Here is a 25,021-nt window from a genome sequence, read left to right as displayed (position 1 = left end):
CTTCGTTCCCGCCTCCTCCGACCCCGCCGCCCACGTCTCCGCCGCCCCCGTCGGCGCCGCCGGACGGATCCACGCCGCCGCCCGCCGGGGGCCTGCCATGCCCCTTGGGTGGCGACTTGACCGGCGGCACCGGGTCTCCGCCGTAACTCGGGCCGCCGCCAACGGTGTTGCCCTGGCCGGTATCGCCCTTGGTGGGCTCGCTCCCCTGCACGCCGCCCCCGGACTGCTCTCCGCCTGACGCGCCTCCCGCCGCCCCGCCCGCCGTCGGGGAGGAGCGGGCGGAGTCCGTGGGCCGTACGGAATCGGATTTCCCGGAAGCTGCGTGTGCGCAACCCGCCATGGCGATGAGTGCTCCGGCGGCGACGAGGGTGCGTAAGAGACGTCTGTTCGCGTATGCCTCTCGGCGTTTCATCTGTGGTCGGCTCCCTTTCTCCTGCAGGGTGCGTAGAGAACAACGCCAGCCGACCGGTCCCGGTTCCCTCGGCGTCGGGATGTCGGGGTTTCGCAGGAGGGACTGTCGGCGGCTCGACCGCTTCCCTTCACACAAAACGTGAATTTCTCACGATCTCTTCGTGACACTCATGACTGGTTCACGCCTCCGCGGCTGTGACAGCGTCGTGGTGTCACCAGCCGAGGGAGTGGGATGAACAAGGGATACGCGGTCTTCTGCGACGCTGACCGCCAGTTCTACGACGCTCCGCACCGGCTGCCCGAAGACGCCCAGGGCCGCAGCGGCCAGTACCCGGTGCTGAAGCGGGAGTTGCCGGACGGCTGGCAGCGGCACCGCTCGGGTGACTGGCTGGCGTTCCGGCCACTCGACCGTGAACTGCCCTCTCAGGGCTGGAAGATTCATATATCGGCCTGCCTCGACAACGCCGAGCGGGTGCTCACGAAGGTCTGGGAGTACTGCGTACCCCGCTCGGTGGCCTTCAAGTGCATGCCGAGCCGGTATCTGCTGCACATCCGCAACGCCAAGTACACCGACCGGGGCGCGAGCGGCAAGTTCATCACGGTCTATCCGGCCGACGAGGAGCAGTGCCGGGTCATCGCCGAGGAGCTGGATGCGCTGCTGGCCGGTGAGCCCGGCCCGTACATCCTCAGTGATCTGCGCTGGGGCGCCGGGCCGGTGTACGTGCGCTACGGCGGCTTCACCGAGCGGCACTGCTACGACGACAAGGGCGAGCTGTGCCCTGCCGTGGAGGACGACCGGGGGCAGCTCGTTCCCGACCGCCGGGAGCCCGCGTTCCGGGTTCCGGAGTGGGTCTCGCTTCCGGAGTTCCTCAAGCCGCATCTGGAGGCGCGCTCCGCCACCACCGTCTCCGACCTCCCGTACGCCATCGAGCGGGCGCTGCACTTCTCCAACGGCGGCGGCGTGTACGTCGGGCGGGACCTGCGGACCCAGCGGCGTGTGGTGCTGAAGGAGGGACGTCAGTACGCCGGGCTGGCCGCGGACGAAGCGGACGCAGTGACCCGGCTGGCGCGGGAACGGGACGCCCTGCGGCGGCTGTCCGGGCTGGGGTGCGCCCCCGAGGTGCTGGACTGGTTCACGCTCGGCGAGCACACCTTCCTGGTGCTGGAGCACATCGAGGGGCGTCCGCTCAACAGCTTCTTCGCGCATCGGCATCCGCTGATCGAGTCCGATCCCAGTCCGCAGCGACTGGCCGAGTACACCGAATGGGCACTGCGCGTGCACCGGCTGGTGGAGGAGGCCGTCGAGGCGATCCACGCCCGGGGCGTGGTCTTCAACGACCTCCATCTGTTCAACATCATGCTCTCCGAGGACGAATCCTCGGTCGTGCTACTGGACTTCGAGGCCGCCTCCATCGATGACCCGGGCAGCCGGCAGGTGATCGCCAACCCGGGATTCGTGGCCCCCGCCGACCGCCGTGGGCCCGACGTCGACCGCTATGCCCTGGCCTGTCTGCGGCTGGCCCTGTTCCTGCCGCTGACCAGCCTGTTCGCGGTGGACCGGGCCAAGAGCCGGCATCTGGCGCGGATCGCCGCCGAGCAGTTTCCGGTGCCGGTCGAGTTCCTCGACGCGGCGGTCGACGAGATTCTGCGTGGTGGTCGAGGCGCCGCGGGCACGGTCGGGAACGGCACTGCGGGCGGCGGGAACGGGCACGACTACCTGCCGGTTCCGCTCGCGGACTGGCCCCGCAGCCGGGACTCCGCCGTCCGCGCCGTACTGGCCTCCGCCACCCCGGCACGGGAGGACCGCCTCTTTCCCGGCGATATCGCCCAGTTCGCCCTCTCCGGCGGCGGGACCTGTTTCGCCTACGGCGCGGCCGGCGTGCTGTACGCCCTCGCCGCGACGGGCGCCGAGCGATGTCCGCAGGCGGAGGAGTGGTTGCTGCAGCGGACGAAGGCACCCGCCTCGGGCAGTCCCGTCGGCTTCTACGACGGCCTTTCCGGCGTCGCCTGGGTCCTCGACCGGCTCGGGCACCACGCACGGGCCCTGGACCTGATGGATCTGGTCACGGCGCAGAGCTGGCAGGACATCGGACCCGACCTGCACGGTGGACTGGCCGGTGTGGGGCTGGCGTTGGACGGGCTCGCCGACTCCGCCGGTGCCTCCGGATTACGGGAACAGGCCCTGCGCTGCGCCGAGTTGGTCGCGGATCGATTCGGCCGGACGACCGCCGGGGAAGGCCCCGGCCCCGCCCGGGCCGGGCTGCTGCACGGCGACAGCGGTGCCGCGCTGCTCTTCCTGCGGCTGTACGAACGCACCGGCGACGGCGCGCTGTTGGATCTGGCCGGGGACGCCCTGCGACGCGACCTGGCGCGCTGCGTGCGGAGCGCGGCGGGGACCCTCCAGGTCGACGAGGGCTGGCGGACCATGCCCTACCTCGGCGCCGGCAGTGTGGGCATCGGGATGGTGCTCGACGACTACCTCTCCCATCGGCCCGATGACGGCTTCGCGGCGGCGCGGGCCGAGATAGTGCGGGCCGCGCAGGCAAAGTTCTACGCCCAGCCGGGGCTGTTCCGCGGTGCCGCCGGCATGGTGCTGTATCTGAGCCGGACCACCGCCCCGGGACCCGGCACCGACGCCGCGGACCTGCGCCGCCAGATCGACTCCCTCTCCTGGGGCGCCGTCCCCTACCAAGGGCATCTGGCCTTCGCCGGTGAGCAGATGATGCGGCTCTCGATGGACCTGAGCACCGGCACGGCCGGATGTCTGCTCGCCCTGGGCAGCGCGCTGCACGACAAGCCCGTGCACCTGCCCTTCCTCCCGCCGCTCCGGCGGCCCTGAAGCCGGCCCCGACCGGGGTCGAACACGAAAGTCATCCCCGTCCCCATATCGAAAGGAATCCTCATGTCGCTTCTCGACCTGCAGACGATGGAGACCCCCAAGCCCGAGGTCACCGACGAGCTGCACACCGGCAGCCGCGCGAGCCTGCTGCTCTGCGGCGACAGCAGCCTGAGCGTGACCACCTGTAACTGACTGCCGGTCGCCGCGGGGCCCCAGGTCCCGTAGCGACGAGGAGGGCGGGTTCCGGGCGCCTGTCGCCCGGAACCCGCCCACCCGCATGCAGCCCACCCACCCAGGGCCTGTCCGATGGGTCAGGCCCTAGAGCCCACCCGCGTGGACACATCCGAAGGAGGCCCGGTCCCTCGCATGGTCGGTCGCATGGTCCCTCGTCCGTCCCCCACGCCCGGGCCCTCCTCGCCGACGCGGCAACCGGACGCCGGGAGTGTTCTGACCGGTGCGCTCCGGCACAGCCTGCTGCGCACCATCGCCGTCGGCCTCCTCGGCGCCGCCTCCGCCGCCACGGCCGTCGCGCTGCCCGCCGTACTCGGCCACACCCTCGACCTCGCGCTCGACTCCGCGCCCGGGGCGGGCACCACCCTCGCGCTGAGTGCCGTCCTGCTGGTGGCAGAGGTGCTGCTGGACGCTTTGGTGACGCTCACCGGTGGCGTCACCACCGCCCGCAGCACCGCCTGGCTGCGCCGCCGCGGAATCGACCATCTGCTGTCGCTCGGCCCGCTGCGCGCCACCGATCGCTTCACGACCGGCGACCTGGTCAACCGCCTCACGGGCAACGCCGCCGAGGCCGGATACGCGCCCACCACCGCGGCCGCCGCCCTGGCCGCACTGCTCACCCCGGTCGGGGCCCTCGTCGCGCTGGCCCTCACCGACATCTGGCTGGCGGCCGTCTTCCTGGCCGGGCTCCCCCTGCTGACCCTGCTGCTGCGGGCCTTCGCCCGGGGCTCCTCCGACAGCGTCCGGCGCTATCAACGCGTACAGGCGGAGATCGCCTCCCGGCTCGTGGAAGCGCTGGGCGGGGCCCGGACGATCGCCGCCGCGGGCACCACGCGCCGGGAAACCGCCCGCGTCCTGGCCCCGTTGCCCGAACTCGGCGCACAGGGCCGGCTCATGTGGCAGGTGTACGGGCGGGCGGTGGTCGGCAGCAGCATTCTGGTGCCGTTGCTGACCACGGCCGTCCTCGCGGTGGGCGGGATCCGGCTCGCCCACGGCGCCCTGACCGTCGGTGGACTGCTGGCCGCCTCCCGGTACGCGGCACTGACCGCGGGCCTGGGAGGGCTGACCGGTCAGCTCAGCGCCTTGGTGCGGAGCCGCGCCGCGGCCCGGCGCATCGGCGAACTTCTGGCGCTGCCCCCGGCGGGGCACGGCTCCCGGCTGCTGCCCGCCGACGGCCGTGGACGGCTCGAACTGCGCGGGGTCACCCTCGCCCGCGACGGCGTGCCCGTGCTGCGCGGGGTGGATCTGGTCGTGCCCGGGGGGACCACCATGGCCGTGGTCGGGCGGTCGGGGGCGGGCAAGTCCCTGCTGGCCGCCGTCGCGGGGCGGCTCACCGATCCCGACGACGGCACGGTGCTGCTGGACGGGGTTCCGCTTCATCAGGCCGATCCGGTGCGGCTGCGCCGAGAAGTCGGCTACGCCTTCGAACGGCCGGCGCTCTTCGGCGACACCGTCGGCGCGGCCATCGCGTTCGGGCCCCGGCCGGTTCCGGCCCACGACATCGAGGCCGCGGCCCGCGCGGCCGGCGCCGATCCGTTCGTACGGCTGCTGCCGCGCGGCTACGCCACACCGCTGGCCGACGCGCCCCTCTCCGGGGGCGAGTTCCAGCGCCTCGGCGTGGCCCGGGCCTTCGCCCACGCCGGTCGCCTGCTGATCCTCGACGACGCCACCTCCAGCCTGGACACCGTCACCGAGCACCATGTCAGCCGGGCGCTGCTGCAGGACGTACGGCCGGGCACCCGGCTGCTGATCACCCACCGGCTGTCCTCGGCCGCCCGCGCCGATCTGGTCGCCTGGCTGGAGCACGGCCGGATACGGGCGGTCGCGCCGCACGATCTGCTGTGGCGGGACCCCGACTACCGCGCGGTCTTCTCCCCCACCGCCCCGGCCCCGGGCACCTCCTCATGACGGCGACCACGATCCGGCTGCTGCCGCGAGCGCTCCGCTTCCTACGGGGCCGCACCCGGGTGCTCCTGCTGATGGGCGGCTGGTCCCTGCTGGAGACCGGGCACACCTTCATCAGCGGCTACGGCGTGGCCAAGGCCCTGGACGACGGCTTTCTGGCCGGCCGCACCGGAACGGCCATGGCCTGGCTGGCCGTTGCCGCGGTGGCCGTCGTCCTCGGCGGGACCGCCGGCCGGGGCGTCTTCCGCGGGCTCGCGGACCTGGTCGAACCGCTGCGTGACGCCCTGGTCCGTACGGTGGTGATCCGCGCGCTGGACCAGGCGGTCGCCGATCCGGCCCGCGCCGCGGACACCGCGGTGGTCTCGCGGTTGACCAATCAGACGGAGCTCGCGCGGGACAGCTTCGCCGGACTGGTCCTGGTGGCCCGTTCCTTCGTCTTCACCTCCGCGGGGGCCCTGCTCGGACTCTTCTCCCTGGCCCCGCAGCTGTTGCTGATCGTGCTGCCGCCCCTCGTCGTCGGACTGCTGCTGTTCCTGGCCACGCTGCGCCCGATGGCACGTCAACAGCGCGCCTTCCTCCAGGCCGACGAAACGCTCTCGGCCCACTTCGGTGCCGTTGCCGCGGGGCTGCGCGACGTGGCCGCCTGCGGCGCGCGCCGCACCGTCATGGGGCGTGCCAACGGCCTGATCGATGCCGAGGCACGGGCGGCCCGGCGCCTGGCGGTGTGGGCCGCGGCCCGCTGTCTCGCCCTCGGCGTCGCCGGTCAGCTGCCGGTCCTCCTGCTGCTCCTCAGCACGCCCTGGCTGCTGCGGCAGCAGCTCACCGCGGGGACCGTACTCGGTGCCCTGACGTATCTCACGCAGGCCCTGCTGCCCGCCCTGCACACCCTGATGAACGCGCTCGGCTCCGCCGGGACCCGGCTCCTGGTCGTACTGGACCGGCTCACCGGGTCCGCTGACCGGACCCCGCGGGGCGGGACGGCCGCGGCCGACCATGCCGACTCCGTGTGCGGCACAGCCGCCTCCGAGCCCGGAAACGCCGCGCCACGCTCCAGGTACCTGACCGATCCGACCGGCCCCCGGGTCGAACTACGCTCGGTGACCTTCGCCTACGGCCCCGGCGCGCAACCGGTCCTGCACGACCTCGATCTCGTCGTCGAGCCGGGGGAGCACCTCGCCGTCGTCGGTCCGAGCGGCATCGGCAAGTCCACCCTGGCCGGCCTCATCACCGGCCTGCTGCCCCCCACGGAGGGCACGGTACGGGTGGACGGCCGCCCGCCGGCCGCGCCCGGCCCCCCTCCCGATGCCGAGCCCGGCCGTCCTCCCCTCCCCGATCCCGGTCCCTCCCGCCACCGGGTGCTGATCCCCCAGCAGGCGTACGTCTTCTCCGGCACCGTGCGGGACAACCTGCGCTATCTGTGTGCTGACGGTGCGTCCGACGCCGCCGTGGCGGCCGCAGCGGACGCCGTGGGAATGGGCCCGTTGGTTGCCCGGCTGGGTGGTCTGGACGCACGGATCGATCCGGCCGCGCTGTCCCAGGGCGAACGCCAGCTGATCGCGCTCGGCCGGGCCCACCTCGCGCCGGCGCCGCTGGTCCTCCTCGACGAGGCCACCTGCCATCTCGACCCCGTGGCCGAGCAGCGAGCCGAGCAGGCCTTCGCCGACCGGCCCGGCACCCTGATCGTCATCGCCCACCGGATCACCTCGGCCCAACGCGCCGACCGCGTCCTGGTGCTGGACGGGATCCGGGCCGCCGTCGGCAGCCACACCGAACTGCTGGACCGCTCGCCCCTCTACCGCGAGCTGGCCGGCAACTGGCAACCGGAATCCGCCGATAGGGGCCGGTGACGGATGTGTCGAGTGCACGCCCACAGCACGAGCCCGAGGCAGCTGAACGCGGCACCCAGTGCGCAGACGGCGCCCCAGCCGGCCACCGTGTAGAGGGAGGTCGCGGCGAGGGCGCCGGTGGCGCTGCCGATCGAGTAGAAGACCATGTATCCGCCGATCAGCCGGCTGCCCGCGTCCGGGTGCAGCGCGTAGATCAGGGTCTGGTTGGTGACATGGACCGCCTGCACGGCGAGGTCGAGCAGGACCACCCCGACGACCAGGGCCCACAGCGAGCTGCGGGTGAAGGCCAGGGGCAACCACGAGGCGGTGAGCAGTGCCAGGGCGAGGCCGGTGGTCCGCCGGGAGAGTCCGCGGTCGTTCAGGCGGCCCGCCACGGTCGCGGCCAGCGCGCCGGCGACACCGATCAGCCCCAGCGCCCCGATCGCGCGGTGGGGCAGGAAGTACGGGGCCTCGCTGAGCGGCAGCGCGACGCTGCTCCACAGAGTGCTGAAGGAGGCGAAGATCAGCAGGCCGAACAGGGCCCGGAGCCGCAGCAGTCGCTCCCGTGCGAACAGAGCGATCGTGGAGCGCAGGAGCTGTCCGTAGCGCAGGGTTGTCGGCGGAGCGTCACTGTGGCGCGGCAGCACTCGGTACAGGACCAGGGCGAGCAGAGCGGTGAGCGACGCCGAGGCGAGGTAGACGGAGCGCCAGCCCGCGAGATCGGCCATGAGGCCGGATGCGGTGCGGGCGAGCAGGATTCCGATGACCACGCCGCTGGTGACCAGCCCGACGACCCGTCCGCGCCCGGCAGGAGGGGCCAATGATGCCGCGAAGGCCACCAGCGTCTGTGTGACGACCGCGAGAAGCCCTGTCGCGGCCATGCCCGCGAGCAGGATCGCCGCCGTGTGGGCGGCGGCTACCACGGCCAGCGCCACCACCAGGAGCAGTAACTGGGCCACGATGAGCCGTCTGCGGTCGGCCACGTCGCCCAGCGGCACGAGGAAGAAGAGCCCCAGCCCGTATCCGACGTGCGTGAGGGTGACCACGATGCCGACGAGTGCCGGGCTCATGGCGAGGTCGTGGCCCATGGTCACCAGGAGCGGCTGGGAGAAGTAGACGTTGGCCACCGCGGCCCCGCAGGCGACCGCGAACAGTACGACGACGCCACGGGACAGGACGAACGCGGAACCCTCCCCGCTTCGGGCCTCGGTCCGTCGTGTCCCAGCCTCACCGTTTCCGGGCATCAGCGCTCCTCCGCACTTCTGGTTTCAACTTGCTACCAGTGGCGACCGTAACCCTGCTGGTAGCATGTTGCAACCATCGTGAGAGGGAGGACGCCATGGTGACCAGGACGCGCTTCGACGACAGCGAATGTCCCGTCGCCCGGTCGGTGGACGCGATCGGCGACTGGTGGTCCCTGCTGATCGTGCGGGACGCCTTCGACGGAAGCCGGCGCTTCGGGGAGTTCCAGCGCAGCCTCGGCGTGGCGAAGAACATCCTCACCGCGCGTCTGCGCACCCTGGTCGCCGGCGGTGTCCTCGAATCCGTCCCCGCCTCGGACGGCAGCGCCTACCGCGAGTACGTACTGACCCCGAAGGGCAAGGCGCTCTTCCCTGTCATCGTGGCACTGCGGCAGTGGGGCGAACAGAACTTCTTCGCCCCCGACGAACCGCACTCACAGTTGGTCGACCGCCGACAGGGACGCCGCCTGCGCGCACTGGAAGTGCGTTCCGCGGACGGACGACGGCTCGACCCCGACGACACCACCGTCCACAAGGTCTCCCCCCGGTGAAAGGTCTCCCCCGGTGATCTGAGCCGGAGGCCTGGGGCGCCCCCGACTCGGCGACGACGCAGGACACCGACCGGTACGGCACCGCCTGAGCAATGGCCTCAAGGCGCATGCCGAGCGGCCGTGCCCATCGACTCTCGGGACAGCGGCTTCTGGTACCAGCCCACGTCCCAGAACCTCCCGAATTTTCGCCCGACTTGCTGGTAGACGCCGACGGGCCGGAAGCCGAAGCGTTCATGGAGCCGTTGTGACGCCGGGTTGGGCAGGGCGATCCCGGCGAGCGCCATATGGACGTCCTCCTGCTCCAGTACCTCGAAGAGCGCGGCGTACAGCAGGCCGCCGACGCCGCGTCCCACGTGCTCGGGCGCCAGATAGACGCTGGTCTCCACGGAGGTCGCATACGCCGGCTTCGGCCGGAACGCGCTGCTGGTCGTGTAGCCGAGGAGCTTTCCGCCCTCCTCGGCCACGAGGAGCCGGTGCGGGCCGGAGTCGGGATGGGCCAGCAGCCACGGCCGGCGCTGTGCCACGGTGAACGGCTCGATGTCGAAGGTGATCGGCGTCTCGGTCACGTAGTGGTTGTAGATCCGGGTCAGCTCTTCGAGGTCGTCCCCGGTGCCAGGCCGGATCCGTGCGCCTGAGACCGTCCCGTCTCCGTTCACCACTGTGCTCATCCGTACGACGGTACCGCGGCACTTGTTACCTCGCGGAGAATTCCAGGCGACTGATCGACATGCGGTAGGCCTCTTACGGGACGGCCCTCACAGCCAGCCGGCACCCTGCGATATGCGGATGGCGTCGACCCGGTTCCGGGCGCCGGTCTTGCGATTGATCGCGGCCATGTAGTTGCGCACCGTACCGCTGCTCAGATGCAGTTCGCCTGCGATCTCCGGAACGGACGCCCCACCCGCGGCAAGCGAGAGTACGGTCAACTCCCTCGCGGTCAGGGGCATATCGGCGGCCTGCAGAAAGTCCAGGGTCAGCGTGTGGTCGACGTATCGCTCGCCCGCCGCGACCTGGTTTATGGCGTGTCGAAACCGGTCCGGCGGGGCGTCCTTGTCCACGAACCCACGAGCCTTGGCGGCGACGGCGCGCCGGAGGGTGCCGGGCCGGCAGGAGCTGGCGAGCACGAGCAGTGCGCAGCCCGGCCCCCCGGGATGGCTCGTCGGCTGCGGCGACCCCGCGGCGTCGCCGTCCACCACACACACCTGGGGCTGGAAGGAACGGGCTCTTCTGGGGGCGCTCGCCCAGCAGGCCGCGATGGCGTCGATGCCCTCCTCATCGCGCAGCAACGCAGCAAGCCCCGATCGCACCAGCCGTGTCTCATGGACCACCAAGACCCGGATCACCGTTGTTCCTTCCGTTGGCCATGCAGTTTGCACTGCTGAATTGTCATGGCCCGGATTTCCAGCCACAGGGGGCTTCGGGGGATTTGACTGGAACCCGCACGCTTCGGCCGTACTGACGCTCCGTTCATTACCCATGAGAATGGCAGGAGTCCACAACTCCTCCATCGTTTGCGCCGATCACGGCCGTACCCACCCCGGCGGCCCCTCGCTCCCGTACGCACGCAAGTCGCCGCCGCACACCGCCGACCGCACCTACTCCCCCAGCTCGCGCAGGGAAGCGGAATCAGAGGAACTTCACACACCACCCGCGGCGATGCCGCGAGCGACACCTCCCGTTTGGGGGTCGCTTCTGGCCAACCCGGGTCTGGCAGCACGCCGGACTCAGGTCTACCTCGGATGCACATGTGACGACTGTGCCCTGTGTGACGCCGCGACTCGGCCTGCGAAAGCCGCGGGCGCGGCGACGGGTGCCTCGCGCCGATCGTGCCGATCGCGCCGACGGGGGCCGTCGTGCACCCTCGCGGAGCGCCCGGGACTACCCGCGAGTGGTGGAGCGGGTCCGCCAAAGGTCGCGGAGCAGCGCGATCTCTGCCATGTGGTGGATGAATTCGAGGTTGGCCCCCCACAGCACATCGACGAACGGGTTGTCCGGGTGGGAGCCGTACGGATACTGCGAGAACCCGATCGTGTCGAGCTGCTCGTCGGTCACGGTGGCGAGGCTGTCGCGCCAGCGGTCGATCAGCGCCCAGAACCGCTCAAGGGCCGAGGCGGCGCCGGGGGTGAAGTCGACCAGCAGTTTCGGGTCCCGCCGCCGTTCGCCGAAGGCCCACTCCCATTCGCCCGCGAAGCAGTAGTGCAGGTGCCCCAGCCGCCACGCGACCGTGGTGACCGGGGTCTGGTCGGGCTCCGGGGGGCCGGTGTGGGCGAGGACCTGCTCGACCCGCTCGACGCGCACGCCCCAGTCTTCGGCGATCTTGGCGACCGTCATGCCGCCGGCGGCCTGCCGGGCGACCTCGGCGTACTCGCTCGCCGGGATCTGCGGGGCGCCTTGGTCGAGCACCCAGTCACCCGGTCCGAACGCCCTGGGCGTCACCGCCTCGCCCCGGCGCCGGATCGACCAGCAACCGGGGGCCGGCTCCCACAGGTACTCCTCGTCGCCGAGCCCCGCCAGCCGGACCTGCGCCATCTCCCTGGCGCAGTCGAACTGGTCGAGCAGCAAGTCCAAACGGCCGCTCCTCGCACGCCCAGTCTCCACGCCCGGTCCCCTTCGCGGTCAGCTACCTCGCTACGTCCAGGCGGAGGCTAACGGCTCACCTCATGGTGCGCGACGGAATTCGCCGCGAGAGCCCAACTTCCGGGAGTGGAAAACCTCTTACGGTATCGGCGCGTAACGACGGCACGACGGTCGGCCTCGACGGTTGCCACGGTCGCAGCAATCAGGAGTGGATCATCGGTCCGACGCCCGGGTGAGCGGTCCTCAGACGGTGGCGGCGGCCCGCCGGTCGCGGCGCTGCTTGAGATGGCCCGCACCGGCCAGCGCCGCTACCACGACGGCCGTGCCGGCGAGCTGATGACGCCCGTCGGAGCTGGCGGCCATGACGCCGAAGACTCCGAGGATGGCGGCAAACGCGAGCCAGGTCAGGTAGGGGAAGCCCCACATCCGCACCGAGAGCAGCTCGGGCGCCTCGCGTTCCAGACGGCGGCGCATCTTCAGCTGGGTGAGGCAGACGATGGTCCAGACGACCAGCACCGAGCAGCCGGCGATGTTCAGCAGCCAGGCGAACACGGTGGTCGGCCAGACGATGCCGGCGATCACCGCCGCGAAGCCGAACACGCAGGACGCCAGCACGGCCGCCATCGGCACACCCTTGGTGACCCTGCCCAGCAGGCGCGGGCCCTGGCCCCGGTTGACGAGGGAGTACGCCATCCGCGACGAGCCGTAGATGTTGGCGTTCATCGCCGAGAGCAGGGCCACCAGCACCACGATCTGCATGATGGTGCCGGCCGCCGGGATGCCGAGCCGGTCGAGCACGGTGACGTACGGGCCCTTGGTGGCGACCTTCGGGTCGTTCCACGGCACCAGGGTGACGACCACGGCCATGGAGCCGATGTAGAAGACGGCGATGCGCCAGACGGCGGTGCGGACGGCACGGGCCACGTTCCGGCTCGGGTGGTCGGACTCCGCCGCCGCGATGGTGACGGTCTCCAGGCCGGCGAACGCGGAGATGGCGGTCAGCAGCCCGGCGGCGAGGCCGGCGGCGCCGGTCGGGAAGAAGCCGCCGTGGCCGGTGAGATGGCCGGTGCCGGGTGCGCTGCCGAACACCCCGAGGATGCCGAGCACACCCAGCACCAGGAAGGCGACGATGGTGGCGACCTTGATGGCAGCGAACCAGAACTCGAACTCGCCGAAGTTCTTGACCGCGGTCAGGTTGCTGGCGCAGAAGAACGCCATGAAGATCGCCACCCAGCCGTAGGCGGGGATGAACGACACCCAGGTGTGCATGATCGCGCCCGCCGCGGTGGCCTCGGCGGCCACACCGGCGCAGAGCATCAGCCAGTACATCCAGCCCGAGGTGGTCCCCGCCCAGGAGCCGAGCTCCTCCTCGGCGTGCACCGAGAACGAGCCGGTGGAGGGCCGGGCCGCGGACATCTCGCCGAGCATGCGCATGATCAGCATGACCAGCGCGCCGGCACCCACGAAGAGCAGGACGATGGCCGGACCGGCCGCCGCGATGCCGGCGCCGGAGCCCACGAAGAGCCCCGCGCCGATCACCCCGCCGAGTGCGATCATCGACAGATGGCGCTGCTTGAGGCCGTGCGACAGCACGGGTTCGCCGCTCTGCACGGCCTGCGGGGAGTCCGGGGTGGACCGGGTGATTGTCCGACTCATGGTCGTGCCTGTTCATTGCTTGAGACGTTCGGTGAGCCGCACGAGTCTGCGGGGGCGGGTTGCACGTATGACGTGAACGCCCACTATTCGGAACTTTCCATTACGTGCAGTGAAGATCATGTCGCGCACCGAAGGCATCCGAGTCGGTGGTGTCATGTGGCTGGACAACCTGGTCCGTGCGCTCGCTTCCCCGTCGGCGGGATTTGCCTTCGAGTGCACTCCAGCATCCACACTGGCCACGACGCGATCCGCGCTGCGCAACACAGCCGCGGAACAGAAAGGGCGGCAGCTGATGGAGACGACGAGCCGGGCGGGGCACCCTCTTCCGTACGACACCTACCGACAGGCGATCGAGCGGGAGACCCTGCGCTTCGCCGACGTGGTCAAGGGCGCCGACCCCGCGACCCCCGTGCCCTCCTGCCCCGACTGGACGCTGGCGGAGCTCACCCGGCATGTGGGAGCACTGCAGCGCTGGTTCTCCGCTCTGCTGACCCAGCTGGTGCAGGAGCCTCCGCGCAGCCGCGATGTGGAGCTGGGGCTGCCCGAGCGCGCGGCGGACTATGCCGACTGGGTGGCCGCGGGTGTCCCCGCGGTGGCCGACGTGCTGCGCAGGACCGATCCCCAGGCGCCGATGTGGGCCTGGGGCGCGGACCAGCACGCACGGTTCTGGGCCCGCCGGATGCTGTTCGAAACCCTGGTGCACCGAGTGGACGCGGAGCGGGCCGTGGGCCGGGAGTCGGACATCGAACCCGCGCTGGCGGCGGACGGGGTGGACGAGTTCCTCGTCAACCTGCCCTCCGCGGGCTTCTTCGCCCCGGCCGTGGCGAAGCTGCGCGGCGACGGTGAGACCCTCGCGTTCCGGTGCGCGGACGCCGACGGCGGCACCGTCGAGGAGTGGCGGGTGCGACTGGAGCCGGACGGCTTCCGCCTGCTGCCGCGGGCCTCGGCCGACGCCACGCCCACCGAGGCGCAGACGGTGGTACGGGGACAGGCGTCGGACCTCCTGCTGCTGCTCTACAAGCGGCGGTCGTACCAGGACGCCGCCTTCGAGATCTCGGGCGAAGTCGCCACACTCGACCACTGGTTCACCCACACGTCCTTCTGACCCTCGGGGCCGCGGTCAGGAGAGGGTCCCTGCCGCGGGTTCGTTGACAGCCGAAGTCCCCTGGGCATCATGAGGGGGTGGCGGGGGGCGGGGACGAGGGGGGCGGCGCGCGGCGGACGGTGACGGTGTTCGTCAGCTACTCGCGGCGTGAATTCCCCTTCGCCGAGGCCGTGACCGCGACGCTGAGGACGCAGGCCGGGCTGGACCCGTGGTTCGATGTGCAGCGGCTGCGGCCGGGTACGGACTGGGCCAAGGCCCTGGACGAGAGCCTCGACCACGCTGACGCCCTGCTCCTGCTGGCCTCTCCGGCGGCCCTCGCCTCGGCATATGTGCGGCGCGAATGGACCCGGGCCCTGGAGCGCGGCATCCCGATTCACCTCGGTGTCGTCGAAGCCGTCGACCTGCCGGCGGAGCTCGCCGGCTTCCCCGTACACGATCTGCGCACCCGGTTCTGGGAGCGCGCCGCCGCACTCGCGGAGGCGATGGCCCAGGCGCGCACCGGACCGGGCGTCGCCGCCCCCCGACCGAACCGCTTCGGCCTGCCCGGCCGGATGCCCGCCCCGGTGGCCGCGACGGTGGTGCTGTCGGCGCTCGCCTCGGTCGCCCTGGTGTGGGCGATCGTGCTCTTGGTGGGCCTGGACCTCGCGGTCGTGCGCCTGGCGTGGAACCCCTTCGACAACGACGTTCCCTGGGTGGACCGGGGCAGCGCGTTGGAGGTGATGCGCACCCAGCGCTGGCAGGGGACGATGTTCGGCCTGCTGGGTCTGACCGCTCTCGCGGCGCCGTTGGTGCCCTGTGTCCTGATCCCGGGCCTGCGACTGTTGCGGCGCCGAAGCAGCCGCAGGGCGCTGGCGATCGGCTTCGTCGCGACCGTGGGCGTGGGATCGATCCTCCTGGTCGGTGTCGGGCTCGTCATGAAGGCCGGGGACCTGCGGAATGCCGCCGTCACGGAGCTGATCCTCCCGACCCCGCCCGAGATGACCGCCGTCGTGACGATGCTCAGAGCACCGTTGGCGGCCGCGGTGGTGTGCGCGGCGGCCGGCGCGGCCGTGGTCGGGTGGTCACGCACGCTGCATCTGTGGCTGCCCACGGGGGCGGACGGGGACCATCACCGCACCCGGATCGTCACCAGGCGGCGCGCGCACCAGCAGTTCGCCGTGGAGTGGAAGGAGTTCCTCGCGGCCTGGGACGCGTACCCCGCGCTGGACACCTCCGCCCTGCCACACGGCGCGGATGTGGTCTTTCTGAGCCAGTGGAAGATCCTTTGTGAGCGCCTGGCCGCGCTGCCGGCACCGGTCGGGGAAGTACCGGTGACGGTCGAGGTGCGGTGTCTGGCGCCGGCAGAGGAGGCCGTCGCCCGCCACCTCAGGGTGGCGTGCCGGCAGGCGGGCATGGCGGCGGGCGCGTCTTCGGCACGGTGGGTCCTGGTGCTGGTCAGTTCGCAGGCTCCCTGGCGAGAGACGGCGTGTGCGATACGGCAGTTGGGGCCCCGCGCGATCTGCGTCCTCCTGGACGCCGTCCGCCTGCCGTCCGACGCGGCGGAACTCCGACGGCACCAGTGGCTGGACTTCCGCGAACGGCGCCCCGACAGCCTGTTCCAGCTCCTGGCCGCGCTGCGGTCCCCCGAAGCCGAGACGGCGGGCAAGGTCCTGCCTCCGACGCCGGTCATCACCGAGCGCTATCGCGCGCCGACCTGGGTGCGCTACTTCGTCGCGTCGTGCCGGAACATCACCGCCTTCTTCCCCGGCTTCGCGCTGGTGGCCGTGGTGTTGCGGCCGTGGCAGGTCCAGAGCACGCTCCTGGTCGCGGTGACCGTCCCGCTGGTCGTGCACCTGGTGCGTATGGGGAACCTCGTGGCGACGCGCAGGATCTCCGCCTCGCGGTTCCGTAGGCACTGTGTGGTGGCGTCGGTGCTGTCGTTCGTGTGGGCCGGCGTGGCGGTCTCGGTGCTGTGGATTCCCGTGACGCTCTCCTCGACCTGGCGAGGGCAGTGGTCCTACGTGCCGAAGGACAGGATTTCGGGTCTGACGACGGTCGCGTTGCTGGGGGCGACGGCCGCCCTCCCCGCGTTCATCACCCTGTTCTTCCCGTACTTCTCCCTGCTGCTCCGCGGACAGTGGCTGCCGACGACGGTGACCCACGCCAACTCGCCGATCCTGCCTGCGCACATGGGCACATGGACGGGTTTCGAGCCGGTGTCGAGCGCTCCCGGCGTCTATTTCGCCCTCCTGATCGAGTTCTGGGCGGCGTACGGATAGCGATCGTCACGTCGGCCGGTCGGGCCAGGGGGGCGCATGGTGGTGTTCGGTGGTACGGGCACCCTCCAACGGCGCGTTTCTGCCCTTAGAGTGGTGGGCTTGCACAGTCAGTCCGCTGGTTCGACAACACTCGATCCGTTTGGTGAGAGCCGGGTGATCCGGCCCGCACGCCTGCCGTGGAAGCGGTGAGAGCCATGTAGCGGAATCCCGTCAACTCGCCGCACCACCCTCGACGTTGGTACCGGAGCCACTGCTCACGCGTGGGTCTCCGTGCGACTGATCCATCAGGCACCGGTAAACCTGCAATCATGATCACGAATATGTATCACCTGGTGGCGAGATGATTCAAAACCGAATTGATCCGGCCCGTTGTGGGCAGTGTGGTCCGGTCTCCCACGCACACCCCAGTACGCCCCGGAGAGCCCATGAAGAGAATCGGTGACCTAGCCATTCGGCCGACGTCAGACGACCAGGCGTTCGACGAGAGCGCGGTGCCGCTGTACTACAGGCGGAAGACGGCCGACATCCTCCACAAGTACGGCCCGGGGCCGCGGGTGCACTTCCATGTCGGTCTCTTCGACCCGGCCGTCACGCTCAACACGACCGTCCCGCAGCGCGTCCTCAAGAGACGGATCGTCGCGGCGCAGGAGGCCATCGTGGCGCACGCGGCCCGCTCGTGGGCGGCCGGCAGCCCACCCCCGGCGCACCTGCTCGACATCGGCTGCGGGCTGGGGGGCGGCTCTCTGTACTGGGCTCAGGAGCACGGCGCGCACGTCACCGGCCTCACCGTCGCGGCCGAGCACATCCCGGTCATCAAGGCCTTCGCGTGTCAGGCCGGCGTCGGCCGGCGGGTCACCCCGCGGCTGGGGGACATCCACGAGCTGTCCGAGGAGCGCAGGTACGACGCCGCGTACGCGAACGAGAGCTCCGGCTACATGGATCGCGGGCGGCTGTTCCAGGTGGTGGCCCGCGCACTGCGTCCCGGGGGCTGGTTCGGCATCCAGGAGCACTTCATCTGCCGTCCTGAATGGGTCGACTGGATCAACGGCTACTACAAGACCCGGCTGGGCACCCTCACCGAATACATCATCGCCGCGAAGGAAGCGGGCTTCGAACTGGAGCAGGACGAGGACGTCACGGACGGGGTCAGCGAGTTCTGGCTGCAGTCGATGGCGTGGAACACCGCCGAGCTGACCCGCATCGAACAAGGGGGGCCACAGGCCGCGTGGTCCCTGCCGCGGCTCCAGGAGAGCGCCATAGCCCACGGCAAACTCTTCCGCATCTGGCGCGACCACGCCGTGGAGACCCGGCTGCTGCTCTTCCGGCTCGGGAGCTGACCATGGTTCCCGAGCACGGGCACCCCTCCCGCATCGGGTGGCAACTCCCGGCGTTCTTCTGCCCCTTCGACGCCCGACTGCACACCGAGGCGAAGGAGATCGAGCGGCGGGCCCTGGCGTGGATCGACGACTTCGGCATCTACCCCGACGCCACCGAGCGCGCCTGGGGTCTGGCCACCCACAGCACCGACTTCTCCTGCCGGATCATCCCTTTCGGCGACATCGACCATGTGCTGACGTTCACCCTGTGGAACTACTGGGCCAACGCGATCGACGACTGGCAGGACGCCGGGCCCGCGACCACCAGCACGGCCGACATCACCGATCACGGCGCCCGACTCGCCCGCGCCCTGGAAACCCCCGGCTGCTCGCTGCTTCCTCCCGGGCCGCTCACGACGGCTCTCGACGACCTCGTCACACGGACCCGCGACCTGCTCACCCCCTTCCAGCTGCGCAGGTTCACGGAGGGGGCCCGGGACTGGCTGATCGGGGCCGGCTGGCGTACCGCCAACGCCGAACGCGGCCGCATGCCGAACCTCAACGACTACGCCGGCCTCGGCGCGCTCGCCAACGGCACCCGGTTCAGCCTCACCTGGGCCGACGCGGCGAACGGGACGCGGCTGCCGCCCGACACCCTCTACTCGGCCCCGGTCCAGGCCCTGACGGACGCGGCGGGGTTCGTCGTCAGCGCCGACAACGACCTCTTCTCGTACAACAAGGACGACGACCAGGAGCCGTGGGAACAGAACCTGATCAACGTCCTTGCCCAGGAGCGCGGCTGCCCACCCCGGGAGGCCGTCGCCGAGGCGGTCGCCCTGCGGGACCGGGTGATGACGCTCTTCGTCCGGCTGCGCGCACAGCTCGCACGGGAAGCGGACGGGCCGCTGCACCGCTACCTCGATTCGCTGGAGCACTACATCGCCGGCAGCATCGCCTGGCAGGACGTCGCTCCCCGCTACGCAAGTCCCCGCAACCGCAACAAGCTGCCCGTCGAAGGGGCGTCCTTCGGAGTCGTGTGGAGTGACACCCCGAGTGTCCCGAGTACCGAGCCGCCTCCCGTGCCCGCGCTGGCGTGGTGGTGGCGGCAGCTGGACCGGTGAGCGGTCCGGGGAGACCGGGTACGGGACGGCGAAAGGGGCCCGCAGCGTGGCAGCTACGGGCCCCTCTCGACGGGCTCAGCGGCGGCGGAACAGGCGTCCCAGCCACGGCCACAAGTGCCGGGTCCGGGGCGGTGGCGCCACATGGACCGCCGTGGCGGGCGCGGGGAACGGCATCGGGCCGGGCGCGGGAGGTGCGGCGGGCGCCGAGCCGGCGCGCTTGGGGGTGAACGTCACCGGCAGTTCCACGAGTTGCTGGGACATCAGCGTGCCCCGGCGACTGAGTTCGGAGTCGTCCACGGTCAGCTCGATGTCGGGCAGGCGCGCCAGCAGCACCTCGATGCCGGTGTCGGCGATGGCGCGGCCGATGTCCTGACCGGGGCACTCGTGCGGGCCGGCGCTGAACGCCAGGTGCGAGCGGTTGCCGTGGACCGGCTGCGAGAGGTCCGGCCGGATCTCCGGATCGACGTTGCCCGCGGCCAGGGAGAGCAGCAGCATGTCACCGCGCTTGATCTCCTGTCCGCCCAGCACGGTGTCGGCAGTCGCCCAGCGCCCCAGGATGGTGTTGATGGGAGGCTGGTCCCACAGCACCTGCTCCAGAGCGTCCGGGAGCGTCATACGGCCACCCGAGAGGTTCGCGCGGAAGCGCGGGTCGGTGAGCACCATCCGCAGGGTGTTCGCGATCAGGTTGGCCGTGGTCGCATACGCCGCGACGAGGATCACCCGCACATGCGCCAGGACCTCGACATCCGTCAGCTCCGCGGGGTGGTCCAGCAGCCAGGACGTGAGGTCGTGGCCGCGGGCGGCCTTCTTGTTCTCCACCAGCTGGTACAGCGTGGTCGTGACGTACTCGTCGCTGGCGAGGGCGGTGTCCGAGCCCTCCAGCATGTCGGGGACCGCCCGTACGAGCCTCGGGCCGTGCTCGTCCGGTGCCCCGATCAGCTGCGTCATCACCAGCATCGGCAACTGGCTGGAGAACTCCGCCACGAGATCGGCCCGGCCGTTCGCCACGAAGTCGTCGATCAACTGGTGGGCGAAGCGCATCACATACCGGCGGATCCCGCGCCGGTCGAAGCGCTGGAGGGACTCCAGCACCGCGCCTCGCAACCGCTCGAAGACCGGGCCGTCATTGAAGTTGATCACTGGCCACCAGGTCACCATCGGTCCCAGCGCGTGTTCCTCGGGAACCACCGAGCCCTCCTGCGCGGCTCGCCACACCCGCGGGTCACGGGCGAAGCGGCTGGAGTTGCGGGCCACTTCGAGGTTCTCGTTGTGGCCGAGGACCAGCCAGGCCGGCAGGTCTCCGTGGACCAGCACGGGCGCCACCGCGCCGTGCTCCGCGCGCAGCTTCTCGTACAGGCGCATGGGGTCCCGCTCGGCTTCCACGCCGTACAGGCGCTGCAGGCCGTCCGGGCCGAGACCGTGGGCCGGACACCCGGGCGGTGGGAGGGGAGTCGTGCTCATGAGATCTCCGATACGACAAGGGAGTGGAGGTAGTGCATGAGGGTCATCAGGACGTCGCGGCTGGAGTCACGGCGCCGGGCATCGCAGGCCACGAGGGGAACGCCCGCGGGAAGGTCGAGGGCGGCGCGGAGCTCCTCCAGCGAATGCTCCGGGGCACCCGGAAAGGAGTTGACCGCGACGACGAAGGGAACTCCGCTCTCCTCCAGGCGGCCCATCACATCGAAGCTGACCTCCAGGCGGCGGGTGTCTACCAGCACCACCGCCCCCAGGGCGCCTTCGAACAGACCGTTCCACAGGAACCAGAACCGCTCCTGACCAGGGGTGCCGAACAGATACAGGACCAACTCGTCGCTGATGCTGATCCGGCCGAAGTCCATCGCGACGGTGGTCGCCGTCTTGCGCTCCACGCCCGCGGGATCGTCGATGCCCACGCCGGCCTGCGTCATCGTCTCCTCGGTGGTGAGCGGCCGGATCTCGCTCACCGAACCGACCAGGGTCGTCTTGCCGACCCCGAAGCCGCCCACCACCACGATCTTGACCGCGGCCGACGCCGTGTGCGGCAGCCGTTCCTCACTGAGCGGCGCCATGGGCTCAGAGTTTTTGAAGTCCATCGATCACTTTCTCGATAAGTGAGATGTCGGGGAGCTCTGCAGGCGGCACCGGTGCGCGCGTGAGCACCCTCTGCTCGTCCAGGAGATCGCTGATCAATACGGTCACGGCGCTCACCGGCAGACCGGTGTAGGCGGATATCTCGGCCACCGAGAGCGGGGACTGGCACAGCCTCAGGATCGCCGCGTGCTCCGGCTGGGTCCCGGGCGTGGGACCGGTCCTGGCCACGATCAGGGTGACGAGGTCGAGGCGGTTGGAGGCGGATGCGCGGCCACCGGTGATGACGTAGAGACGCTCCGGGACGTCATCCATCCCGTCCTGGTCCGAGTCGTTCACCTGACCTGCCCGTCGCTGCGGGGCGGACTCGTGATGTGTTCTCCGAGCCGGATGATGAGGTCGCGCATGCGCTGGCCCATCAGTCCGGCGTCCACGCCCTCGTCGGCCAGTACCGCGAGGTAGGCGCCCGCGCCGGCGGCCATCAGATAGAAGAAGCCGCCGTCCATCTCGATGACCACCAGCTTCATCCTGCCCGCCTGGGGCAGCTCGGCGCCCACCGCGCCCGCCAGGCTCTGCAGACCCGAACAGGCTGCGGCCAGCCGGTCGGCCGCGTCGGTGTCGCCACCGTGCCGGCCCATGCGCAGCCCGTCCGCGGACAACACCACGACGTTGCGGGTCTGCGGCACGCTCTCCGCCAGATCCTTGAGCATCCAGTCCAGGTTGGCCTGCCGCTGATTCACTGTTCTCCTCTCGGCGCGGCGGCGTCGTCGCTACCGCTGTTGCCGTCGCCCGTCAGGCCGTCCTTGAACGCGACCAGCCACTCTCCCGGCGCTCGTTGTGGTCCTGGCTCTGCTTGGCGTGTACTTGCAGTGGTTTCCGCCGCCTCCGCCACGCGAGTTCTGCGGCGTCGCTGTGGCAGGCCGTTCGCCGTACGCTCGACCGTCGGCGACGTCTCGGTGTGGTGGCTCGCGGCCTGCGGCTTCATGGACTGGCGGGGAAGCGACTGCGGCGATCCACCCGCCACCCGGGGGCCGGAGAAGGTGCCGATGCCGTGCGCCACACCCGAGGCCTCGGCCATCGTGGTGATCAGCTGCTGCGGGACGATGAGCACGGCCCGTACGCCGCCGTAGGCGGACGCGCGGAGGGCGACCTGAAGGCCGTAGGCCTGGGCCAGCCTGCCCACCACCGCCAGACCGAGCCGCGGGGTCTCCCCCAGGTCGCCGAGGTCGATGCCCTGCTGTGCCTGTTCCAGCATCTGCTCGGCGCGTCGACGGGCGGACTCGCTCATGCCCACGCCGCCGTCTTCGATCTCCACCGCGATCCCGGACTGCACCTCCGCCGCCGTCAGATGGACGCGGGTGTGCGGCGGCGAATAGCGCGTCGCGTTGTCCAGCAGCTCGGCCAGGGCGTGGATGAGCGGCTCGACGGCCGGACCGATGACGGCGACATCCGTGGCGGTGCTCAGGTCGACCCGCTCGTAGCCGACGATCCGGGACATCGCACCACGCAGCACGCTGTACAGCGGTACCGGCCGGTTCCACTGGCGGCCGGGCCGGGCGCCGCCGAGCACGGCGATGGAGTCGGCGAGCCTGCCGATCAGCGCGGTGTTGTGGTCGATCCGCAGCAGGTCGCCGAAGACACCGGGCGACCGTCCGTGGCGGTCCTCCATCTCCCGCAGCTCCTGCGCCTGCTGATGCACGATCGCCTGCACGCGCCGGGACAGGTTCACCAGCGACCGCTGCGCGGAGTCCCGCAGCCCTTCCTCCGCGTCCACCGCGTCGATCACGGTGCGCAGCACCGACCAGTGGGCCGCCTGGAACTCGGGGGGCAGACCGTTGTAGGAGTCCGCCCACCGTGCGGTGAGCCAGTTGAGAACCTCCTCAGGAGCCTCGTTCAGGCGCAGCCGCGTCAGCATGTCCGGCACCAGGTTGTCGGCCAGCCGTACGGTCGCCTCCTGCTGCCGTGCCATCGCGACCGTCTGCGCGTGGCCGCCTTCCTCCAACGCGACGACCTGCCGGATCCGACGTGCGGCCACGCTCGCGGTGACGGCCACCGCGACCACCGCCGGCACACCGATCCACAGTGCCGCGGTGAACGCCGACGACCCGACGAGGCTCACCACGATCGCGGACGCAACTACTGGTATGAGCCACGCGTAAACCGCCACGGAAGGCAATCTCGACATCGACTTCTGCCGGACCATTAGCACCCTCAACCCATGGGAATAGAAGATCGTAGGACGACCTGCGGGAGCGTATCCGGCATATGCGCAAGGAAGTTGGCAGGGCGTCAGATCACCACCGGGACGAGCGGACCTTTCTGATACCGGTGGCGATCACGCTTCCCTACGGGCACAATGCCGCCCCGCTTCCCTGGGGAAGTAGGCGCCTCGGATCACGACCGCAACCCTGACCTGCTCTCGTCGCCGTCGGTTGTCCGGCGGCGGTGAGGGGGCGAGGTCGACGAGGCGGGCAGACGGCGGCCCAGGCGGCGTTCGGCTTCGTCGATGGCGGTGGCGGTGGCGGGCGCGGGGGCAGTTCTTCGGGGTGCCCCAGGATCTCGGCGCGCCGCTGGAGGTAGGCACGGAAGCGGGCCGTGGCCAGGTCGGGGGCCACGTGACGGCGTCGTGGAAGGCGACGAGCCCCGCCCTGCCCGGCTGTGCAGCACCGCCTGTGTCCAGCCGTTCGGCGCCTTCGCGGCGATCGCCTCGACTATCGGGCGTATTGCCTGGTCAACCAGTTCCGCTCCCATGCCGTCGATGTCGCGGGCATCATGGCAGCAGCCACTGGCACGGCGGGCCGGGGTGCCCGGGCCGGCTGCCCTGGCGGCGTGATGGTTGCCATAGGAAATTCTCGAAAAGCAGGGGCAACTGCCCGGTTTCGCCGAGATCCTCCCCGGCGGCTCGTCGGCCGCCCACCCGCCGGCCGGCGGCGGAGCCCTGGGCGACCCGGCCGCACGGCCTTACGATCAGCGCCTGCCGCACCGCGCACCCCCATACCGCGACGGCCCTCTTCCCTTCCTGACTTCGTTATCTGATCCAGAAGAAGGCTTCATGAAGCTTCGTCGTGCCGTGGTGACGGTCGCCACGACCGCTGTCCTGCCGCTCGCCCTCACCGCCTGCTCCGGCGGCTCCGACAGCCCCTCGAAGGACACGTCCGCCCCGTCGGCCAGTGCCGGTGCCCCCGAGGCCCGCCTGCTCAACGGCACCCGGCTGAAGTCCCTGCTGCTTCCGGTCGGGGTGCTGCCCAAGGGCTACAAGGCCGACCCGGAGGCCACCCGCGACTCCGGGGGCACCCTGGCCGCCGCGTCGTCGAAGAAGCCCCTCGACCTGGCGAGCGCCTGCCCGAAGCTGGAGGCCAGCGCCTGGATCCAGACCAGTGGCATCGAGGGCGCCGCCTTCGCGCAGGGCGACTTCGTCAACGCCTCCCAGGAGGAGTTCAACCAGGAGCTCGACAGCTTCCGGGGCACGGACGCGCAGACGGTCATGAAGCGCCTGGGAGAGGTCCTCAAGCACTGCGCGCACTTCAAGGACGCCTCCGGTGACACCAAGGCCTCGGTGACGATCAAGACCACGACCGTGCCGAAGGTGGGCGACCAGACCCTCAAGGCCGAGCTCTCCGCACCTGAGTGGGAGGGCGGCACCACGCTGGTGGCCACTCGCGTCGGGAACGTCGTCGTCACGACCTTCTACAGCGTCCGGTCCCGTGACATGGGCGCCGCCGGCCTCGATCTGACCAAGAAGATCGTGACGCGGGTGCAGCAGGCGAAGTAGCCGGCCGGCGGTGCGGCGGTGCCGCGGTGGGGGGGGGGGGGGGGGGGGGGGAACCCACCCGGGCGCGGAGGGGAGAGAAAAACCCCCCCCCCCCCCCCCCCCACCCCCCCCCAAAGACCGCAAAAAGAGAGTGTTTTGGGAGGAG

20 protein-coding genes are annotated in these 25,021 nt (G+C 70.9%); 10 read left to right on the top strand and 10 right to left on the bottom strand.

The features are described 5' to 3' along the window. Nucleotides 1-643 precede the first annotated feature (643 nt). From lanKC to ACZ5XZ_RS01645, 4 genes are all read left to right on the top strand, one after another. On the top strand, nt 644-3,250 hold the full coding sequence (gene lanKC, locus ACZ5XZ_RS01660; protein WP_468973480.1) for a class III lanthionine synthetase LanKC: 2,607 nt from the start codon (nt 644-646) through the stop codon (nt 3,248-3,250). A gap of 63 nt (nt 3,251-3,313) precedes the next feature. Beyond that, nucleotides 3,314-3,442: a SapB/AmfS family lanthipeptide gene (locus ACZ5XZ_RS01655; RefSeq protein ID WP_468973478.1), complete on the top strand. Its 129-nt coding sequence runs from the start codon at nt 3,314-3,316 to the stop codon at nt 3,440-3,442. Between the two features lie 186 nt (nt 3,443-3,628). Next, nucleotides 3,629-5,389, top strand: a complete 1,761-nt coding sequence (locus ACZ5XZ_RS01650) for an ABC transporter ATP-binding protein (RefSeq protein WP_468973476.1) — start codon at nt 3,629-3,631, stop codon at nt 5,387-5,389. Beyond that, nucleotides 5,386-7,233 carry an ATP-binding cassette domain-containing protein gene (locus ACZ5XZ_RS01645; protein WP_468973474.1) on the top strand — a complete coding sequence of 616 codons (1,848 nt, stop codon included), beginning with the start codon at nt 5,386-5,388 and terminating at the stop codon, nt 7,231-7,233. The genes ACZ5XZ_RS01650 and ACZ5XZ_RS01645 overlap by 4 nt, the downstream gene beginning before the upstream one ends. Here the strand turns inward: ACZ5XZ_RS01645 and ACZ5XZ_RS01640 are convergent. After that, entirely contained in the window at nt 7,179-8,456 is a 1,278-nt protein-coding gene (locus ACZ5XZ_RS01640) for an MFS transporter (protein WP_468973472.1), read from the bottom strand. The two genes, ACZ5XZ_RS01645 and ACZ5XZ_RS01640, sit on opposite strands and share 55 nt — an antisense overlap. A gap of 95 nt (nt 8,457-8,551) precedes the next feature. On the opposite strand from ACZ5XZ_RS01640, the gene ACZ5XZ_RS01635 reads away from it, so the two are divergent. Further along, a complete protein-coding gene (locus ACZ5XZ_RS01635) occupies nt 8,552-9,004 on the top strand; it encodes a winged helix-turn-helix transcriptional regulator (protein ID WP_468973470.1) in 453 nt (150 codons plus the stop codon). 98 nt (nt 9,005-9,102) lie between these two features. Here the strand turns inward: ACZ5XZ_RS01635 and ACZ5XZ_RS01630 are convergent, their stop codons facing one another. The 4 genes from ACZ5XZ_RS01630 to ACZ5XZ_RS01615 form a co-directional block, all read right to left on the bottom strand. Then, nucleotides 9,103-9,672, bottom strand: a complete 570-nt coding sequence (locus tag ACZ5XZ_RS01630) for a GNAT family N-acetyltransferase (protein WP_468973468.1) — start codon at nt 9,670-9,672, stop codon at nt 9,103-9,105. An 87-nt stretch (nt 9,673-9,759) separates the two neighbouring features. After that, nucleotides 9,760-10,347: a response regulator transcription factor gene (locus tag ACZ5XZ_RS01625; protein ID WP_468973466.1), complete on the bottom strand. Its 588-nt coding sequence runs from the start codon at nt 10,345-10,347 to the stop codon at nt 9,760-9,762. Nucleotides 10,348-10,882: 535 nt separating this feature from the next. Then, entirely contained in the window at nt 10,883-11,602 is a 720-nt protein-coding gene (locus ACZ5XZ_RS01620; RefSeq protein WP_468973464.1) for a DinB family protein, read from the bottom strand. A gap of 222 nt (nt 11,603-11,824) precedes the next feature. Further along, on the bottom strand, nt 11,825-13,237 hold the full coding sequence (locus ACZ5XZ_RS01615; RefSeq protein WP_468973462.1) for an amino acid permease: 1,413 nt from the start codon (nt 13,235-13,237) through the stop codon (nt 11,825-11,827). A gap of 118 nt (nt 13,238-13,355) precedes the next feature. Here ACZ5XZ_RS01615 and ACZ5XZ_RS01610 point away from each other — a divergent pair, with 118 nt between their 5' ends. The 4 genes from ACZ5XZ_RS01610 to ACZ5XZ_RS01595 all read left to right on the top strand — a co-directional run bounded on the left by ACZ5XZ_RS01610 (nt 13,356) and on the right by ACZ5XZ_RS01595 (nt 19,037). Continuing rightward, nucleotides 13,356-14,342, top strand: a complete 987-nt coding sequence (locus tag ACZ5XZ_RS01610; protein WP_468973460.1) for a maleylpyruvate isomerase family mycothiol-dependent enzyme — start codon at nt 13,356-13,358, stop codon at nt 14,340-14,342. 77 nt (nt 14,343-14,419) lie between these two features. Continuing rightward, nucleotides 14,420-16,600 (top strand): toll/interleukin-1 receptor domain-containing protein, encoded by a 2,181-nt coding sequence (locus ACZ5XZ_RS01605; protein WP_468973458.1) that lies wholly within the window; start codon nt 14,420-14,422, stop codon nt 16,598-16,600. 425 nt (nt 16,601-17,025) lie between these two features. Then, nucleotides 17,026-17,937, top strand: a complete 912-nt coding sequence (locus ACZ5XZ_RS01600; protein WP_468973455.1) for an SAM-dependent methyltransferase — start codon at nt 17,026-17,028, stop codon at nt 17,935-17,937. Between the two features lie 2 nt (nt 17,938-17,939). Next, entirely contained in the window at nt 17,940-19,037 is a 1,098-nt protein-coding gene (locus ACZ5XZ_RS01595) for a terpene synthase family protein (RefSeq protein WP_468973453.1), read from the top strand. Between the two features lie 75 nt (nt 19,038-19,112). Here the strand turns inward: ACZ5XZ_RS01595 and ACZ5XZ_RS01590 are convergent, their stop codons facing one another. The 5 genes from ACZ5XZ_RS01590 to ACZ5XZ_RS01570 are packed head-to-tail and all read right to left on the bottom strand — an operon-like array spanning nt 19,113 to nt 23,307. Further along, a complete protein-coding gene (locus tag ACZ5XZ_RS01590; RefSeq protein WP_468973451.1) occupies nt 19,113-20,498 on the bottom strand; it encodes a cytochrome P450 in 1,386 nt (461 codons plus the stop codon). Further along, nucleotides 20,495-21,109: a GTP-binding protein gene (locus tag ACZ5XZ_RS01585; protein WP_468973449.1), complete on the bottom strand. Its 615-nt coding sequence runs from the start codon at nt 21,107-21,109 to the stop codon at nt 20,495-20,497. Before ACZ5XZ_RS01585 ends, ACZ5XZ_RS01590 begins: the two co-directional genes overlap by 4 nt. Further along, the gene (locus ACZ5XZ_RS01580; RefSeq protein ID WP_384426777.1) at nt 21,090-21,419 is read right to left on the bottom strand and encodes a DUF742 domain-containing protein; all 330 of its coding nucleotides are present in this window, start codon (nt 21,417-21,419) and stop codon (nt 21,090-21,092) included. Before ACZ5XZ_RS01580 ends, ACZ5XZ_RS01585 begins: the two co-directional genes overlap by 20 nt. A 20-nt stretch (nt 21,420-21,439) precedes the next feature. Further along, complete coding sequence (locus tag ACZ5XZ_RS01575) at nt 21,440-21,814, bottom strand: roadblock/LC7 domain-containing protein (protein WP_468974149.1); 375 nt, start codon at nt 21,812-21,814, stop codon at nt 21,440-21,442. Between the two features lie 26 nt (nt 21,815-21,840). Beyond that, nucleotides 21,841-23,307, bottom strand: coding sequence for a sensor histidine kinase (locus tag ACZ5XZ_RS01570; RefSeq protein ID WP_468973447.1), 1,467 nt, complete (start codon nt 23,305-23,307; stop codon nt 21,841-21,843). An 849-nt stretch (nt 23,308-24,156) separates the two neighbouring features. Here ACZ5XZ_RS01570 and ACZ5XZ_RS01565 point away from each other — a divergent pair. Continuing rightward, a complete protein-coding gene (locus tag ACZ5XZ_RS01565) occupies nt 24,157-24,876 on the top strand; it encodes a hypothetical protein (protein ID WP_468973444.1) in 720 nt (239 codons plus the stop codon). Nucleotides 24,877-25,021 lie beyond the last annotated feature (145 nt).

The organism is Streptomyces sp. NPDC033270, from assembly GCF_055576575.1.
The sequence above is the reverse complement of the archived record's forward strand: the minus strand, read 5'-3'. Positions and strand labels throughout refer to the sequence as shown.

Excerpts from the sequence above, each read along its gene's own strand:
- lanKC (WP_468973480.1), top strand. The coding sequence starts at position 644 with ATGAACAAGGGATACGCGGTCTTCTGCGACGCTGACCGCCAGTTCTAC.
- ACZ5XZ_RS01655 (WP_468973478.1), top strand. The coding sequence starts at position 3,314 with ATGTCGCTTCTCGACCTGCAGACGATGGAGACCCCCAAGCCCGAGGTC.
- ACZ5XZ_RS01650 (WP_468973476.1), top strand. The coding sequence starts at position 3,629 with ATGGTCCCTCGTCCGTCCCCCACGCCCGGGCCCTCCTCGCCGACGCGG.
- ACZ5XZ_RS01645 (WP_468973474.1), top strand. The coding sequence starts at position 5,386 with ATGACGGCGACCACGATCCGGCTGCTGCCGCGAGCGCTCCGCTTCCTA.
- ACZ5XZ_RS01640 (WP_468973472.1), bottom strand. The coding sequence starts at position 8,456 with ATGCCCGGAAACGGTGAGGCTGGGACACGACGGACCGAGGCCCGAAGC.
- ACZ5XZ_RS01635 (WP_468973470.1), top strand. The coding sequence starts at position 8,552 with ATGGTGACCAGGACGCGCTTCGACGACAGCGAATGTCCCGTCGCCCGG.
- ACZ5XZ_RS01630 (WP_468973468.1), bottom strand. The coding sequence starts at position 9,672 with ATGAGCACAGTGGTGAACGGAGACGGGACGGTCTCAGGCGCACGGATC.
- ACZ5XZ_RS01615 (WP_468973462.1), bottom strand. The coding sequence starts at position 13,237 with ATGAGTCGGACAATCACCCGGTCCACCCCGGACTCCCCGCAGGCCGTG.
- ACZ5XZ_RS01610 (WP_468973460.1), top strand. The coding sequence starts at position 13,356 with ATGTCGCGCACCGAAGGCATCCGAGTCGGTGGTGTCATGTGGCTGGAC.
- ACZ5XZ_RS01600 (WP_468973455.1), top strand. The coding sequence starts at position 17,026 with ATGAAGAGAATCGGTGACCTAGCCATTCGGCCGACGTCAGACGACCAG.
- ACZ5XZ_RS01595 (WP_468973453.1), top strand. The coding sequence starts at position 17,940 with ATGGTTCCCGAGCACGGGCACCCCTCCCGCATCGGGTGGCAACTCCCG.
- ACZ5XZ_RS01590 (WP_468973451.1), bottom strand. The coding sequence starts at position 20,498 with ATGAGCACGACTCCCCTCCCACCGCCCGGGTGTCCGGCCCACGGTCTC.
- ACZ5XZ_RS01585 (WP_468973449.1), bottom strand. The coding sequence starts at position 21,109 with ATGGACTTCAAAAACTCTGAGCCCATGGCGCCGCTCAGTGAGGAACGG.
- ACZ5XZ_RS01580 (WP_384426777.1), bottom strand. The coding sequence starts at position 21,419 with ATGGATGACGTCCCGGAGCGTCTCTACGTCATCACCGGTGGCCGCGCA.
- ACZ5XZ_RS01575 (WP_468974149.1), bottom strand. The coding sequence starts at position 21,814 with ATGCTCAAGGATCTGGCGGAGAGCGTGCCGCAGACCCGCAACGTCGTG.
- ACZ5XZ_RS01570 (WP_468973447.1), bottom strand. The coding sequence starts at position 23,307 with ATGGTCCGGCAGAAGTCGATGTCGAGATTGCCTTCCGTGGCGGTTTAC.
- ACZ5XZ_RS01565 (WP_468973444.1), top strand. The coding sequence starts at position 24,157 with ATGAAGCTTCGTCGTGCCGTGGTGACGGTCGCCACGACCGCTGTCCTG.